The sequence below is a fragment of the Salibacterium sp. K-3 genome (assembly GCF_054052005.1).
The window spans coordinates 578,687-593,864 of sequence record NZ_JBSVZE010000002.1 but is presented as its reverse complement, the minus strand read 5'-3'; the positions used below and the strand labels follow the sequence as shown (position 1 = coordinate 593,864).

Annotated in this window: 16 protein-coding genes and 2 pseudogenes; 15 read left to right on the top strand and 3 right to left on the bottom strand. The window is 42.4% G+C overall.

The window, feature by feature from the left end; translation table 11 throughout:
- Positions 1-74 precede the first annotated feature (74 nt).
- From ACW9JV_RS15105 to rlmD, 3 genes are all read left to right on the top strand, one after another.
- On the top strand, positions 75-572 hold the full coding sequence (locus ACW9JV_RS15105) for an N-acetyltransferase family protein (protein WP_457335877.1): 498 nt from the start codon (positions 75-77) through the stop codon (positions 570-572).
- Positions 573-719: 147 nt separating this feature from the next.
- The gene (locus ACW9JV_RS15100; RefSeq protein WP_457335875.1) at positions 720-1,739 is read left to right on the top strand and encodes a nuclease-related domain-containing protein; all 1,020 of its coding nucleotides are present in this window, start codon (positions 720-722) and stop codon (positions 1,737-1,739) included.
- Positions 1,740-1,909: 170 nt separating this feature from the next.
- Positions 1,910-3,328 carry a 23S rRNA (uracil(1939)-C(5))-methyltransferase RlmD gene (gene rlmD / locus ACW9JV_RS15095; protein ID WP_457335873.1) on the top strand — a complete coding sequence of 473 codons (1,419 nt, stop codon included), beginning with the start codon at positions 1,910-1,912 and terminating at the stop codon, positions 3,326-3,328.
- Between the two features lie 107 nt (positions 3,329-3,435).
- Here the strand turns inward: rlmD and ACW9JV_RS15090 are convergent, their stop codons facing one another.
- Positions 3,436-4,239: an IclR family transcriptional regulator gene (locus tag ACW9JV_RS15090; RefSeq protein WP_457335871.1), complete on the bottom strand. Its 804-nt coding sequence runs from the start codon at positions 4,237-4,239 to the stop codon at positions 3,436-3,438.
- A gap of 336 nt (positions 4,240-4,575) precedes the next feature.
- Here ACW9JV_RS15090 and ACW9JV_RS15085 point away from each other — a divergent pair, with 336 nt between their 5' ends.
- The 9 genes and pseudogenes from ACW9JV_RS15085 to ACW9JV_RS15045 all read left to right on the top strand — a co-directional run.
- Positions 4,576-5,559, top strand: a complete 984-nt coding sequence (locus ACW9JV_RS15085; RefSeq protein ID WP_457335869.1) for a C-terminal binding protein — start codon at positions 4,576-4,578, stop codon at positions 5,557-5,559.
- A gap of 2 nt (positions 5,560-5,561) precedes the next feature.
- Entirely contained in the window at positions 5,562-6,569 is a 1,008-nt protein-coding gene (locus ACW9JV_RS15080; RefSeq protein ID WP_457335867.1) for a TRAP transporter substrate-binding protein, read from the top strand.
- Positions 6,570-6,587: 18 nt separating this feature from the next.
- Positions 6,588-7,073: a TRAP transporter small permease gene (locus tag ACW9JV_RS15075; RefSeq protein WP_457335865.1), complete on the top strand. Its 486-nt coding sequence runs from the start codon at positions 6,588-6,590 to the stop codon at positions 7,071-7,073.
- A gap of 23 nt (positions 7,074-7,096) precedes the next feature.
- Positions 7,097-8,407 carry a TRAP transporter large permease gene (locus tag ACW9JV_RS15070; protein WP_457335863.1) on the top strand — a complete coding sequence of 437 codons (1,311 nt, stop codon included), beginning with the start codon at positions 7,097-7,099 and terminating at the stop codon, positions 8,405-8,407.
- 20 nt (positions 8,408-8,427) lie between these two features.
- Positions 8,428-9,432, top strand: coding sequence for a zinc-dependent alcohol dehydrogenase (locus tag ACW9JV_RS15065; RefSeq protein WP_457335861.1), 1,005 nt, complete (start codon positions 8,428-8,430; stop codon positions 9,430-9,432).
- 11 nt (positions 9,433-9,443) lie between these two features.
- Entirely contained in the window at positions 9,444-10,199 is a 756-nt protein-coding gene (locus tag ACW9JV_RS15060) for an SDR family oxidoreductase (RefSeq protein ID WP_457335859.1), read from the top strand.
- A 23-nt stretch (positions 10,200-10,222) separates the two neighbouring features.
- Positions 10,223-11,056 carry a 5-dehydro-4-deoxy-D-glucuronate isomerase gene (gene kduI, locus ACW9JV_RS15055; protein ID WP_457335857.1) on the top strand — a complete coding sequence of 278 codons (834 nt, stop codon included), beginning with the start codon at positions 10,223-10,225 and terminating at the stop codon, positions 11,054-11,056.
- Positions 11,057-11,224: 168 nt separating this feature from the next.
- Positions 11,225-11,323: pseudogene (locus ACW9JV_RS15050) on the top strand (hypothetical protein); the annotation flags it as partial.
- Positions 11,324-11,353: 30 nt separating this feature from the next.
- Positions 11,354-11,640, top strand: a pseudogene (locus tag ACW9JV_RS15045) (IS3-like element ISHaha4 family transposase); the annotation flags it as partial.
- Between the two features lie 149 nt (positions 11,641-11,789).
- On the opposite strand, the gene ACW9JV_RS15040 reads toward ACW9JV_RS15045, so the two are convergent.
- On the bottom strand, positions 11,790-12,230 hold the full coding sequence (locus ACW9JV_RS15040; protein WP_457335855.1) for a DUF4306 domain-containing protein: 441 nt from the start codon (positions 12,228-12,230) through the stop codon (positions 11,790-11,792).
- Between the two features lie 60 nt (positions 12,231-12,290).
- Positions 12,291-12,689: a hypothetical protein gene (locus ACW9JV_RS15035; RefSeq protein WP_457335853.1), complete on the bottom strand. Its 399-nt coding sequence runs from the start codon at positions 12,687-12,689 to the stop codon at positions 12,291-12,293.
- A gap of 273 nt (positions 12,690-12,962) precedes the next feature.
- On the opposite strand from ACW9JV_RS15035, the gene ACW9JV_RS15030 reads away from it, so the two are divergent.
- The 3 genes from ACW9JV_RS15030 (at position 12,963) to ACW9JV_RS15020 (ending at position 14,475) form a co-directional block, all read left to right on the top strand.
- Positions 12,963-13,295 carry a PadR family transcriptional regulator gene (locus ACW9JV_RS15030; protein WP_457335851.1) on the top strand — a complete coding sequence of 111 codons (333 nt, stop codon included), beginning with the start codon at positions 12,963-12,965 and terminating at the stop codon, positions 13,293-13,295.
- On the top strand, positions 13,295-14,170 hold the full coding sequence (locus ACW9JV_RS15025) for a permease prefix domain 1-containing protein (protein WP_457336086.1): 876 nt from the start codon (positions 13,295-13,297) through the stop codon (positions 14,168-14,170). Before ACW9JV_RS15030 ends, ACW9JV_RS15025 begins: the two co-directional genes overlap by 1 nt.
- Positions 14,171-14,262: 92 nt before the next feature.
- Complete coding sequence (locus tag ACW9JV_RS15020) at positions 14,263-14,475, top strand: hypothetical protein (protein ID WP_457335849.1); 213 nt, start codon at positions 14,263-14,265, stop codon at positions 14,473-14,475.
- Positions 14,476-15,178 lie beyond the last annotated feature (703 nt).

Below are 15,178 nucleotides of genomic sequence, written 5' to 3'. Positions count from 1 at the left end.
ATACCTGAAACAATACTATTTGAACAATTTTGAAATTTCTCCTATACTGTAGGCAGATAGAGGAGGCCGCCTGAATGGATTATCCGATTGAACGACTGCATAAAGAACATTGGCCGCAGGTGCGGGATATTTATGAAATGGGGATCGAAACAGAGATCGCCACGTTTGAAACCGAAGCGCCGTCCTGGGAAATCTGGTCGGCCACGCATGATCTCGTGTGCCGGCTGGTTGTAATGGATCAGGAAGAGGAAGAAGTACTCGGATTCGCGGCCATTTCCCCGTTTTCGAGCAGGGAGGTCTACGCCGGTGTCGGGGAGATCAGTATTTACATACGCGGGGACGTGCGGGGCCGAGGCGTCGGCACAGCCCTTCTGAAAGAACTGATCCTCGTCAGTGAAGAACAGGGCTACTGGATGCTGCAGGCCGGCATTTTCCCGGAAAACCGGACAAGCATTAAGATCCATGAAGCAGCCGGCTTCCGCAAAGTCGGGACGCGCGAGCGCATCGGTCAGCTGAACGGTCTCTGGCGCAACGTCGAACTCTACGAACGCCGCAGCGATGTTGTGGGGTGATTTGTTTGGGATTTATCGGCGGTGTGAGGGAAGATATCGGCGGTTTGTTGGATTTTATCGGCGCTTTTTGTCATATAATCGGCGAGTTTTATGACTAAATCGGCGGCTGTCTCTCTTTTATCGGCGCGAGGAGGAATTACTGCTCCCGTGTCGAATAAAAATAGGGATACCACTGTAGAAAGGATCCCGCCGATGATCATCAAACCCCGCACGATGCCTCTTTTTCTGCGCAAGCTGAAATCTCTTGAACGAAGACTTGCAGCTGATCACCCTGCGCTTCCTGATGTCCAGCAGGATATTGCAAAATGGACGGCAGGATATAAAGGAGAAAAAGCGGTAGACTACCCGCTTGGTTTTTTCTCCGAAACCGATTTTCACATCTTCCATGACCTCCGCCTGAAGCACCACTCCCACTATTTTCAGCTCGATACGCTCCTTCTATCTCCCGCGTCTGCTCTTGTGCTGGAAATCAAAAATATTTCCGGGACGCTGCTGTTTGATTCAGAGTTCCACCAGCTGATTCGTTCAGATGGAGAAAAGGAAGAAGCGTTTCCTGATCCGATATCCCAGGTTCAGCGACATCAACATCAATTAACAGCTTGGCTCCGGCACACATGCAGCGTGAATATTCCGGTGGAATCTCTTGTTGTAAGCGGGAATTCACGATCCGTGCTTAAATCCACCGGTCCGCGGACCGATACCCACCAAGACGTGATCCCCCTACCCCGGCTATTTCCAACCATTGAGAAATGGCAGAAGCAGTATACCAGCCGGAAGCTGTCTTCCGACCAGCTCGCCACAGTTTCCAATCAACTGCTTCAAAGCCACTGCGAGCGGATAGATGATGTGCTGCAGCGCTATCACATCAAGCAGACGGATCTGGTCACAGGAACGTTCTGCCCTGAATGCTCGGCTGTTCCAATGAGACGCATATATGGACGCTGGCTGTGCCCGCGGTGCGGCAGTGTTTCCCATCACGCCCACCATCCCGCGCTTGATGACTATTCCCTTTTGATCTCTCCCAGTATCACGAACCGCCAGGCCCGGCAGTTTCTCCACATTTTTTCCCAGGACGCAGCCAAACGACTGTTAAAATCATTAAATGGCGAATATAGTGGAAAAAATAAAGACAGACGCTACCTTATTCCTGTGTCGCCGATAAAATAATAATGGCGCCGATATTTCTGTTACAACCGCCGATAAAAACCGCGGAACCGCCGGTATTTTCTCAATAACAGCCGATATCTCCGCAACAGCCGACGATTTTACAGGTCATGCCGTTACATGTGTTAAAATAGCGGACAGTACAGATTCATCGAAAGAAAGGACCAACCGCTATGGCTGAGAAACAGAATAAGAACGCGCCGGTGCAGAAAAATGACGTGATCACCGCGACATTTGAGGATCTCACCCACGAAGGAGCAGGTGTCGCGAAAGTAGACGGGTACGCGCTTTTCGTCCCGTACGGACTCCCCGGCGAAACCGCGAAAATCAAGGTGCTCAAAACGAAAAAAGGATACGGCTTCGGCAAGGTGCTTGAACGGATCGAAGAAAGCAGCGACCGTACCGACGCCCCGTGCCCGATATACTACCAATGCGGCGGCTGCCAGCTGCAGCACATGACCTACGACGCGCAGCTCCGTTTCAAACACAAACAGGTGCAGGACGCCATCACCCGCATCGGCGGACTCGAGGAGGTTCCGGTTCACGCTGCCATCGGCATGGAAGACCCGTGGCGCTACCGCAACAAAGCCCAGGTCCCGGTAGGAAAACGTGATGACGGTCATCTAAAAGCAGGCTTTTTCCAGAAACGATCCCACCGCATCATGGATATGGAAAGCTGTATCATTCAGCAGGGCGCCAACGATGAAGCCGTCCAAATTGTAAAAAACATCGCGGATCACTATCATATCAAGGCGTACGATGAAGAATCGCACAGCGGCACGCTGCGTCATATCGTCACCCGTCAGGCCAATTCCACCGAGCAGCTCATGATCATTCTTGTGACCAACGGCCCGGATCTTCCGCACAAAAAAGACCTCATTCACGACATCCGCGAGACGATGCCGAATGTCACGTCGATCGTACACAATGTCAACAGCAGAAAGACGAATGTCATTTTCGGCGAAAAAACAGAGGTCATCTGGGGAGACGAATACATTTACGATTACATCGGCGATATCAAATTCGCGATCTCCGCACGCTCGTTTTACCAGGTGAACCCGGAGCAGACGAAAGCCCTCTACGACAAAGCGCTCGAATACGCCGATCTCCGCGGAAACGAAACCGTTATCGACGCCTACTGCGGCATCGGCACGATTTCTCTCTTTCTTGCACAAAATGCCCGCCATGTCTACGGCGTCGAAGCCATCCCGGAAGCCGTCACCGACGCCAAACGAAACGCGGAGCTGAACAAACTCGACGACATCACCACTTTCGCCGTCGGAGAAGCCGAAGAACTCGTTCCCTGGTGGCATCAAGCAAACGGCCTCCAGCCCGATGTCTTCGTCGTCGACCCGCCCCGCAAAGGCTGCGACGAAAAACTGCTTCAGACCATGATCGACATGCAGCCGGAAAAAATCGTCTACGTCTCCTGCAACCCGGCGACACTCGCCCGGGATCTTCAGATTCTCGAAGACGGCGGATATGAAACAAAAGAAGTGCAGCCGGTGGACATGTTTCCGCAGACGAATCACGTGGAGACCGTCACTAAATTAGTACGAACAGAGGAAAAGAGTTTGGGACAAAACCTTTAATAACTAAAAGATTCCGATCGATTCTCCCATGAATCGGTCGGAATTTTTATCCTCTTAATGGTTTTGTCCCAGACAGATTCTTTTTAAGATACTTTGTCGCCCCAGTATTATATATTATTGATTCTCATGGCAGGGACAAATCCCAATCGATTGGATACGTAACCATTTACATTTTTCAGTGACTCAACAACTGTCTCTTTTTTATTGAACATTCTTTCAGTGGGGCCGGCTACACTTATAGCAGCAATGGCCTTGCCGGTGTAATTGAAAATAGGGACTGCTATACACGTTAGTCCTGCTTCAGCCTCTTCATCGTCCATCGCATATCCATGATGCCTGACTTGACTTAATTCCTCCAAATAAGCTTGACGATCCGTGATCGTCCGTTCTGTGAATTGTGGCATTCCTTTTTCCGTTAACACCTGATCGACTTCTTCTATATAGAATGTTGACACAATTGCCTTCCCCAATCCAGTACAGTGAATGGGCTTTCTTGTACCTAGTTCAGCCGTAGTTCTAACAGACTGGTTCGCTTCCGCTTTGTATAAATAAACAACATCCCCTTTATCGTAAACGGCAAGGAATGCTGTTTCATTTAAATCTAATGCAAGCTGACGGAGGTAAGGAATAATAATATCTACTAAATTCCATTTTGTCAGGCTGGATACCCCTACTTCTATAGCTTTTAATCCTACCTGGTATTTCTCCTTTCCTTCTGCCTGTTCAATAAACCCTTTCACTCTTAGAGCTTCCATTATTCGGTGGGTGGTACTTTTAGCGATGCCAAGTTCTTGGGAAATCTCTGCAATACCAATTGGGGATCTTTTTGTAGAAATTAACTCAAGGATGGTTAAAGCTCTTTCAACAGCAGAATTTGTTTGCGTTCCTGACTTATGTTCAGTATTACTCATGATTCATCTCAACTCCTTCAGCTATCGGCAAAAAATGGAACGCTGTCTCTTTATTTAATGTTAAGTCCAACAACGTAGATAGTCAAATCTTAAATAGAATGATCCGATGTTGATTAGTTTGTAAGTTTTGAAATAAGATTAAAAAATTCCGAATTTTATATTGAAATATTAAAAATTGTTGTTAGAATAAAAAATATGGAACGTCGTTCCATTATATTTGTTTATTATTTTTGAATAGGGATGGTGATCTAATTATTGGAGAGATCGAAAATTAATACTGTAGTTGAATTGGAAATCGCATACAAGACTTGATAATTATCAATAGGAGGCTAGTCGATGAGTAATTCTGACGTTATTATTACAGATTGTGACCACGCTGATATTGAAATGGAATCCCAGCTTTTCCATCAAGCATCTGTGCCTTTTGAACTGAAGCAGTGTGGGATCGAGAAAGATCTAATTCAACAAGGAAAAGGAGCCAAGGTTTTTATTAACCAGTATGCCCCAATTACTGAAAACGTATTGAAAAACTTACCTGACCTATCGTTAGTCGTTCGATATGGCGTTGGGGTTAATAATGTGGACGTTGCAGCAGCTTCGGAACATAATGTACAGGTTTGCAATGTGCCTGACTATGGAATGAATGAAGTTGCCGATCATGCATTAGCTTTCATGTTAAACTTCACTAGAAAAATTAACGTGATGAATGAGTCAGTGCATCAAGGTGAATGGGAGTATCAGAAGAGCATCCCCATATTTCGTCATAGTGAACAAACTGTGGGAATAATCGGGCTTGGACGAATTGGTACGTCATTTGCCAAGAAAGTGGAAGCCATCGGCTGCAGCGTAATAGGATATGACCCAAAATATTTAGGAAAGAGCTCTGATTCCTTACCGGTGGATATAGAAATGGTTCGTTTGGAAGAGCTGTTAAAGAGATCAGATGTTGTATCCATCCATTGTCCTTTGGATGAAGCGTTTCATCTCATAGATGAAGAACAATTAAAGCTAATGAAGTCTTCAGCTTATTTGTTGAATGTATCCCGTGGAGGAATTATTAATGAAGATGCTTTAGATCAAGCTTTAATGGAGAAATGGATCGCAGGAGCAGGAGTTGATGTGGCAGAAAATGAACCACTTGATCCAGATCATAAACTTTTCAGACACGAGAATTTTATTTGTACGCCTCACATGGCCTGGTATTCTGAGCAGGCAGCTCTTGAATTAAAGCGCAAAGTGGCAGAAGAGTCCATCAGGTTTCTGAACAACGAGAAGGTACATTACCCGATTAACGAAATACAAAAAACAAGGAGCGTGTAAAAATGAAAAAATTTTCACTTGCTTTTGTAAACGCTTTCTTTTTAGGGGTTATCATGGTGGGCTGCGGCGGAGCGGAGGATACATCAGGAGCTCAGGAAACAGAAACATTAAAAGTTGCCTTTAATCAGCCGGAGGAACATCCTCAATTTCAAGCCATGGAAGAGTTTGGAGAAAAGATTTACGAGCGGACAGAGGGAGCTTACGAAGTAGAGGTATATCCTAATGAAACACTTGGAGCTCAACGTGAAACAGTAGAACTGACTCAATCAGGTACCATAGCAATGTCCATCGTAGCAGGGAGCCTGATGGAAAGCTTAAATGAAAATTTCGTTGTGTTCAACCTTCCATACGTATATGACTCAAAACAGCATCAAATGAGTGTACTCAATAATGAAGAAATTACTGGTGATATATATAAATCAATTGAAAATGAGGGCATTACGGTACTTGGAGCTTTTCACGGTGGAGTGAGGAATATTTATAACAAAGAAAAGCCAATAAATACACCGGAAGATCTTAATGGGATGAAGATTCGTGTGATGGAAAGTGATACGAATGTTCAAATGTTGGAAAAAATGGGCGGCGAGGGTACTCCCATGGGGCAAGGGGAAGTTTATACAGCCATTCAATCAGGAGTACTTGACGGTGGTGAGAATAATGAGTTGGTCTATAATAATTTAAAACATGTGGAAGTTGCTCCCTATTACAGCAGAACGCAGCATTTAATGGTTCCTGATTACTTAATCATCAATACAGATCTATTTAATGGAATGTCTGATGAGTACCAGGATATTTTTGAAGAAGAATTACAGGCAGCGATTGACATGTCCAGTAAACAGTTTGAGAAAGACGTTTCAACTGCTGAAGAAAAAGCAAAAGAGGTTGGTGCCCAGTTTAATGAAGTCGATATTAATGTTTTCCAGAAAAAAGTAAAACCTCTTATCGAGGAAAAATTGACGAATGATGTAACAAAGGATTTATATGAAAAAGTTCGTGACGCAGCAGAATAAATGGAGTGATGATGGAAAGTGGAATATATAAAAAAAACTATAGACAAGGTATTGGGAACTGTCTGTATCGGACTATTTGCCTTTCTTGTCATTCTAGTGACGTGGCAAGTATTCACTCGATTTGTCTTAAATAATCCCAGTGCTATTTCTGAGGAGTTGGCAAAATATTGTTTTGCATGGCTTGTACTATTTGGGGCTGCTTTTGTGTTCGGAGAAAACGGTCATATGGCCATTCTCATTATGAAGGACCAATTTCCAAAAAAGCTGAAAATGAGTGTTGAGGTGTTTATAGAAATTGTAAGCATTGTATTCGTGTTGCTAGCTTTAATAATCGGAGGGTATCTTGCAGCGAAGATTGCCTGGAATCAAATGTCAGCATCATTGCCTATTCCCGTGGGATACTTATACGCAGCTTTGCCTGTCAGTGGAGCGTTTATGATTTTCTATTGCCTCTACAATATAAATCTAATTCTAAAGAAAAGAAAACCTTTGGAACAGCTATAGGTCTTTAAGGAGGAATAGTTGTAATGGATGCTGCAATGATGGCTGCATTGATGCTAAGTATTGGCGTGACATTATTTTTAATGATAGGAGTGCCAATTAGTGTAAGTGTCGGTATGGCATCTGTGCTTGCTATGTTTGTGATTGTAAATGTGGATGATGGGTTATTGACTTCCGCACAGCAGATGTTTACCGGAATCAACTCCTTCACATTGCTGGCGATCCCCTTCTTCGTGCTAGCCGGAGGAATTATGAATAATGGAGGCATCGCTGCAAGACTGGTTAACTGTGCCAAAATTTTAAGCGGCAGAATGCCGGGATCACTGGCACACACCAATACTTTTGCTAATATGATGTTCGGTTCTATTAGCGGATCGGCCGTGGCTGCGGCAGCGGCCGTAGGCAGTACAATGTCACCGATGCAGGAAAAAGAAGGATATAAACGCGAATTCAGTGCTGCTGTAAATGTTGGTTCTGCTCCAACAGGTATGCTGATTCCCCCCAGTAATATTATGATTGTCTATTCATTAGTCAGTGGAGGAACATCTATTGCCGCTTTGTTTGTGGCCGGTTATATTCCAGGAATTCTATGGGGGCTTGGATGTATAGGAGTTGCCTTGGTCATAGCTAAAAAAAAAGGCTATAAGAGTCAAATTAATCTTACATTCAAACAAAAACTTTTCGTGTTTTTAGATTCGGTACCGAGCTTGTTACTCGTAGTTGTTGTTATCGGTGGAATTATTGGAGGAATATTTACGGCTACGGAAGCTTCTGCGATTGCTGTAGTTTATTCTCTTGTTCTGTCTTTCATTTATCGAACCATTAAAATAAAAGATTTACCGGCCATTTTATTGAATGCTGCCAGGACAACGTCCATCGTATTATTTTTGATTGCAGTGTCCTCTATCATGGCCTGGGTGATGTCTTTCACAAATATTCCTGGGCTAATAGCTGACACACTGCTCTCTTTAACAGAAAACATGATCATCATTCTATTAATCATGAATGTCATACTATTGCTAGTTGGTACCTTTATGGATCCGACTCCGGCCATTCTTATATTTACACCCATTTTTTTACCTATTGCCCAGAGCTTTGGTATAGACCCTGTGCATTTTGGGATCATTATGGTGTTTAACTTAAGTATTGGCACCATCACTCCGCCTGTAGGACCAGTCATTTTCGTTGGCTCTAAAGTAGCCGGACTCCCGATTGAAGGGATAGTAAAACCGTTACTCCCTTTTTTTGCGATGGCAATCGTCGTTTTACTGCTCGTTGTTTATATACCTTCCATTTCGTTAATGTTACCGGAAACATTTAATTTAATAAGCAGGTAATGAGTAATAGGAGGGAAATTATGGAATCTATTGTTTATGAAGGGCCCCAGACTGTATCATTCCGCGAGAAAAATGCTCCGCAAGCTGAAAAGGGAAAAGTGTTAATTAAAACTTGTTATGCAGGTATTTGTGGAAGTGATTTAAATATTTTCGCCGGGGCACACCCGAGAGCGCAGGCACCGGTTGTATTAGGTCATGAGTTTTCCGGAATTATTGAAGAAGGCCATTCTACACTTGTTAAAGGAACGGAAGTAACTGTCAATCCCTTGATGAAGTGCGGGAACTGTTATCCATGTCAAACAGGGCAAAGCCATGTTTGTGAGAATTTAAAGCTCATTGGAATAGACTGTGATGGAGGGATGGGAGAATACGTTACGGTTCCTGAAGAGAATGTAGTTAAGCTGCCGGAAAGTGTATCCTTGGCAGCTGGAGCGTTGATAGAGCCGGTTGCTGTTGCAGTTCACGCTGCGCGGCAAGGAAGGTATTTGCCCGGGGATAATGTCGTGATCTATGGAGCTGGAACGATCGGCCTCTGTGTAGCTTTAACATTAAAGGAGTACGGGGCGAATCAGATTACTGTGGTAGAACCTAATCATCATCGATTAAGAAAAGCAGATGAATTAGGTTTTTTAACAGTGAATCCTGCGGAGGATGATGTAAAAGAAGCAGTACTAAAGCTTACAGATTCTGTTGGTGCGGATTTTGTTTTTGACTGTGCAGGGCATCCATCTGTTTCAAGGGAGTTAACAGAAATTGTGAAAGTGAAGGGGCAGATCGTAGTAGTGGCTTCTTACAAAAAAAAGGAGGAGTTAAACCTGCTGCAGGGAATGTTTAAAGAGCTTTCGATTCAATTTGTCCGAGTGTATACAGAAAGGGATTTTTTAGCGGCAGCAACCCTGGCAGCCAATCAACCCGATTTTGAAAAGTTAATCACAAATATTTTAAGTCCTTCCGCGGCACAAAAAGGATTTGATTTATTAACTTCTAACACAGATGCCGTGAAGGTCATGTATAAATTCAAGTAAGGAGTTTTCTTATGAATCAGCTTTTTGATTTATCAGGAAAGACAGCAATAGTAACTGGAGGAAATCGTGGTCTGGGAAAAGGTATCGCATTAGGTTTGGCAGGTGCCGGAGCTGATATTGTGGTAATTGCAAGAAACGTTAAGGAAGACGTGTTAGAAGAGTTTCGGCATCAAGGAGTGAAAGCACTAGGAATTAATTATGATCTCAACCATATGGAAGAGTACGACGATTTAATTGATCAAATCATTAATGAATTTGGCAGAGTGGATATTTTAGTGAATAACGCGGGAGTACAAAAACGTCATCCCAGTGTATCATTTCCTAAAGAAGACTGGGACGTTGTGTTGAATATGAATACTACTTCCGTTTTTACCCTATGCCAGAAAGTTGGAAAGCTTATGATTGAACAGGGCAGGGGAAAAATTATTAATATGGCTTCTATGCTTTCTTTTCATGGAGGATTAACCGTTCCAGCGTATGCAGCCAGCAAAGGTGCTGTGATGCAATTTACAAAATCACTGGCCAATGAGTGGGCTGAATTAGGTCTAAATGTAAATTGTATTGCACCCGGCTATATGGCAACAGACATGAATACAGAGTTGATAAACGATGAAAAGCGAAATAAAGAGATTCTGGGACGTATCCCAGCTAAAAGATGGGGGGAGCCAAAGGATTTAGTTGGAGCCGCTGTATTTCTGGCATCAAGTGCATCTGATTATGTTCACGGTTTTACGCTGGCGGTTGATGGAGGATATTTAGGTCGATAATTTTTAAGAAAGGATGATTCAAAATGGAAATTAGATATGCTGCGAATCCTGAAGATTTTAATTATTATGATAACGAAAGAATCCGTAGAGACTTTCTTGTAGAGAATTTATTTTCACCAGGTGAACTCCAAATGGTTTATTCACATTATGATCGGCTGATTATTGGAGGAGCAATTCCGACCAACACACCTCTTTCTCTAGAGGATCAAAAAACATTGAAAACAGAATACTTCTTGGAAAGACGTGAAATAGGAATTATTAATATTTCTGGTGAATTGGGCAGGGTAACTGTTGATGGGGAGTCCTACGAGCTGCAGGAGCGTGATTGTTTATATGTTGGAAAAGCTAATAAACAAGTGACGTTGGAAAGTGTTAATTCCAATTCTCCAGCTGTCTTTTACTTGGTGTCAGCGACAGCACATAAGGAATACCCCATTCAGAAAATGGCTCTTAAAGATACAGAACAGAAGCATTTAGGTTCTGATGCTGCATCGAATAAACGTGACTTATGCAAATATATTCATGAAGACGGGATAAAAAGCTGCCAGTTGATGCTGGGAATGACCTTTATCGCCCCTAATAATATGTGGAATACAATGCCTCCTCATGTTCACGATCGTCGTATGGAAGCTTACTTGTACTTCGATATGGATGAAAACTCTAAAGTCTTTCACTTTATGGGGGAACCGGATAATACTCGAAAACTAGTGGTACAAAATAAGCAAGCTGTTTTATCGCCGCCATGGTCGATTCACTCCGGGGTTGGAACAAAGAATTACACATTTATCTGGGCTATGGCTGGAGAGAACTATACCTTTACCGATATGGATCCTGTGGATATCAATCAAATAAAATAGTTAAAGATGTTACATCTAAGAATTTGCTAAATCTTGATTTACCGGACTTTTGAAGAAAAGTAAAAAGCCTGACTGAACAAGTAGAGTGACCCAATAATATGAGACAGGAAAAAACACCCCCTATGTCGTATATAAAAGTAATCGACAATTTAGGAGGTGTTTTTCTTTATGGGTAAAAAAAGATTCTCTCCAGAAGAAATAAAACAACAAGTGATTCAAATGAAGCTGTCAGACGAATGGACCAATAAACAGATCATGGAGAAATTCGGGATGAAACAAAAAGGACAAATTAAAACCTGGATGAAATGGTACCGTAATGGTTAGCATCATAGGTTAGCACAACCAATTGGCAAGTAATACACGTATGGAAAAGGGCCGGACGATGATAGTGAATTCACTCAACTACGTCGAAAAGTGACCTATTATGAAATGCGGGATGAACTTTCGGGAAAGTACCAAGAGATCGAAAGGAAGTGGTACCAGAAGTTTTTGTAGAAGTGGTGGAAGCTTTTAAAGACCGTTTCACAGCGACAGACATCTGTCGATGCTTTGAGATTCCAAGATCCACTTATTACCGATGGAGAGCAGGTGTGAATCAAGAGATGCCGGAACTCCATCAATTAATCATTACTATTGCTTTGATAATGCCGCCCTTGAAGAATTCGGTCGCCACTCCGTTAAGAGCGACCCTGACATACGACCTTTTTCAAAATTAAATGAGGGGGAGCTTACTTTAGAGAAGTTTCAGGGATGTGCGGTTCAGATAAGAAAAAACAAAAAAGAAGCAGCCGATGACAAAAAATGTTACACAGAAAATAAAACTGCCAATGGTTGATCCATTCAGAAGGAAGAGGCTTAGAATGAAATGAATAACTCCTAAGAAAAGGGTAAGTATTGTATAAATGTTAAGAGATTTCTTCTTTATGATCGAAGAAAGGAGGCACAACAAATAAAAAATGCATAAAACCATTGCAAAGGGATATAAAGGCTTAAATTTTGCGGCATAAACAAACTGATCTAACATATTTATATCATCTCTGGACGTAATTTCTCCTCCAAATAAATGAGAAAAGAACGTGGAACGGTTCCACTCAAAAGAATCCACATAGAGTTCGCTGCCCTCATACCACGCAAATAACGCAGCGATAAACAATAGGGTAAAAACAATAATCATTTGTAGAACAATCTCAACCTCACGATTCCCACCTGCTTTTATCCCGTCCATGGTTTAGATTTATTTTTGAAGTATCGAACGGACCACATCTTTTAATTCCCCTTTTTCTACATTTGTGCCGCCTACATTAAACATAGCATCGCGATATATAAAGTAGTAACGATCTGCTATCTTAGGAGATTCTGTTGACTGAAAATAAAGTGTTACATTGTTAAGCGTTTCTTTCTCAAGTTCATTTTTGTCAATTCCTTCGGGCAGGTCTTTTTCATTGGGAAGCAAGACGGTATTTTGGGAGGTTTCTTCGTCTATAGTATCTGCTGAACTATTGGTTTCATCAGAATTCTCCATTGCGTTTCCTGCTTGTTGGTTGTTTTCACCGAATAATGCATAAGGGTTTAAAAGGAAAATACCTGCCACAATAACGATAATACCAGCGGGTAACGTTTTGTTTGGTTTCAACATAAAAACTCCTTTATATGTACCTGCCTGTATGTATTAGGAGAGAACTTGAATTGAAAAAAATGGGAGCGTATTTTTTACAAAATCATACAAAATAACGCGTTGAAAGTCAATACATATATTGAAAAGTTCAAATATGCTGTGGGAACGAGAATGCAAGGAGGCAGCAAATTAGTTTTTTCTGCATTTGTCAGGAAAAAGAATAAATTATTATAATATACATTGAAAATCAATGCATTGTTTTGTATAGTATTAACTGTGAGGTGAAAATCAGTGACTAACTATTCGAAAGCTTTTTTGGACATCATCATTTTATCAGTTTTGACTGAAAGGGACTCCTACGGCTATGACATTATCAAGCAGGTAAAAGAAACGAGTGAGGGGTATTTCGAAGTCGGGGAGGGGACGTTATATCCATCGCTGAAACGAATGGAGAAAAAGGGGTACATCTCCTCCTATTACGAAAACATTGGACAGAGGAAACGCAAATATTATACGATCACCGAAAACGGGCGCGTCTATCTGGATGAAATGCTTCAAGTGCGCCGCAGAGAAAATTCCTTATTGGACCGTCTCTCCAGTAATACAGGGGGAGCATTCTCGTGATGAATACGCAGAAGACGGTAAAAGAACAATTGCGTCGATTCAATCTGCCTTCAGACCGTAGAGAAGAACTAATCATTGAGTACACCGATCATGTGACAACATTGAAGGAAGCCTATGCGGCCGAAGGGATGGAAGAACAGGAAGCATGGAACAAAGCGAGGAAAACATTCGGAGGGGTGAAGGCAATGACTGCCTGGCATGAACGGCCGGCGATCCAGTTTTTCTTCTGTTTTCTCATCTACCTGCTCAGCTATATGCTGACCTACGTAGTTACGCACACCTACGTAAGCATGCCTTTTCATACAGAAGGGAATCTTATGGCCGTTATGCCCGCGCTAGTGACAGGGCTGTTTTTTATGGTCATCACGAAAAACGGCGGCTCTTTCAAGAAGTTGTTTCTGGTGTGTATGGTTCCTTTATTTGTGTTGGAAAAAATCCTGGCGCCGTTCGCGCGTTATATCTCGTTGCACATACATGGATCTGTTTATGAATTCTCTTCTTTTGAACAGGCAGCAGGCTTTCCAAAAGAAGATTATATGTACTATTTGATGCATGGTGAAGTCGGCGGTCTTGATTTCTACAGTTCGTATTACCTGATATCCAGTGCCATCATTCTGTTTCTGCTTTACACGTTTTTTAAATCACTGCATCACATCACTTGGGATCAGCACTTAAGAATCGGTTTGTCTGTAAATATTCTCGTCATTTTACTCATCATGGGGGCGGCTGCGTATGATGACAGATTCATAGGATTCGACCGCCAGTATGCGGATGTTCTGATGTGGCTTGGGATCCTTCTTCTTCTTTTTGACTTCGGCCTTTGCGGTCATTATTACGTGAAACAACGGCAGGAGCCGGGCTCGTCTTCTTCGTAAAAATTGATAGATGGTATAGAAGCCAAATCAATGATTTCTGTTTCCATTTACGTTAGTATAGTGGATGAAACGTTGAGGAAAGGATGATGAACATGCAGCGCTATCTGTATGCGTATAAAAATCTTTCAACCGGAGTGGAGAGCACATTCAGCATCCCTGCGGGTTCCGAAGAAGAGGCAGCCGGAGCGATCCGGGAGGCCGTAGCTGATATGGAATTCGCCGAGGAAGAAGAAATTGAAATCCAGCATTTTATAAAAGTGGTCTCCACACAGGATCATCATTTTGAATGCGAGAGCTGTACTTAAAACACATAGAGAAAGCTCGTTCCCACTATAAAAAATGCATGGAGGCGGTCACTGGTTTGTGCCCATCGTTTCGGGCATTAACCTATGATTTCCGCCTCACAACAATTCTACGTTTTCATTCCTTTATTCATTTCTCGTTTTTCTCCATTTATTGAACAGAAACTGCAGTCCTTTTATGATGCTGTAGATGATTAAAATATTGAATGCAAAATTAGCTACTTGGAAAAGAAAACCATGATTATCATTTATCAAAACCGGCCAAAATACCTCGTTCTCTAATTTTAGATGATGGAAAAATAAGAAAGGGATGGGCCAGCCATATTCGTAATCACCTGAGCCCTCCACACTATATTGGCTTGGAAAAATTAAAGTGAACACAGTAATGATAAGTCCGCATAGAAATGGCTTATTTAAGAATTTTATTAACAAGGCATCTTTGTTCTGTTTAATAAGTACCACCTTTTCTTCCCCTTCTTTTCATGACGATATAACTTATGAAAACAAAAGCCAGAGCCGATATGATTCCTCCCCGGAGAAGCTGGAGGATATATTCCCCGGCAGGGACTGTGGTGACCTCCTTGACGGTTGCGGAGGGCCCCCGTGGATTCTTTTTCCACATGTTTATAAGGGGTGAAAAGAATCATCATACATAAACCAATGACAAAACCATAAAGTCCTCTTTTTACCAAAAGCTGTTCCAATT

Bases quoted from the DNA above. Each gene is read 5' to 3' on its own strand.
- ACW9JV_RS15105 (WP_457335877.1), top strand. From the start codon at position 75: ATGGATTATCCGATTGAACGACTGCATAAAGAACATTGGCCGCAGGTG.
- rlmD (WP_457335873.1), top strand. From the start codon at position 1,910: ATGGCTGAGAAACAGAATAAGAACGCGCCGGTGCAGAAAAATGACGTG.
- ACW9JV_RS15090 (WP_457335871.1), bottom strand. From the start codon at position 4,239: ATGAGTAATACTGAACATAAGTCAGGAACGCAAACAAATTCTGCTGTT.
- ACW9JV_RS15085 (WP_457335869.1), top strand. From the start codon at position 4,576: ATGAGTAATTCTGACGTTATTATTACAGATTGTGACCACGCTGATATT.
- ACW9JV_RS15080 (WP_457335867.1), top strand. From the start codon at position 5,562: ATGAAAAAATTTTCACTTGCTTTTGTAAACGCTTTCTTTTTAGGGGTT.
- ACW9JV_RS15070 (WP_457335863.1), top strand. From the start codon at position 7,097: ATGGATGCTGCAATGATGGCTGCATTGATGCTAAGTATTGGCGTGACA.
- ACW9JV_RS15065 (WP_457335861.1), top strand. From the start codon at position 8,428: ATGGAATCTATTGTTTATGAAGGGCCCCAGACTGTATCATTCCGCGAG.
- ACW9JV_RS15060 (WP_457335859.1), top strand. From the start codon at position 9,444: ATGAATCAGCTTTTTGATTTATCAGGAAAGACAGCAATAGTAACTGGA.
- kduI (WP_457335857.1), top strand. From the start codon at position 10,223: ATGGAAATTAGATATGCTGCGAATCCTGAAGATTTTAATTATTATGAT.
- ACW9JV_RS15040 (WP_457335855.1), bottom strand. From the start codon at position 12,230: ATGATTATTGTTTTTACCCTATTGTTTATCGCTGCGTTATTTGCGTGG.
- ACW9JV_RS15025 (WP_457336086.1), top strand. From the start codon at position 13,295: ATGAATACGCAGAAGACGGTAAAAGAACAATTGCGTCGATTCAATCTG.
- ACW9JV_RS15020 (WP_457335849.1), top strand. From the start codon at position 14,263: ATGCAGCGCTATCTGTATGCGTATAAAAATCTTTCAACCGGAGTGGAG.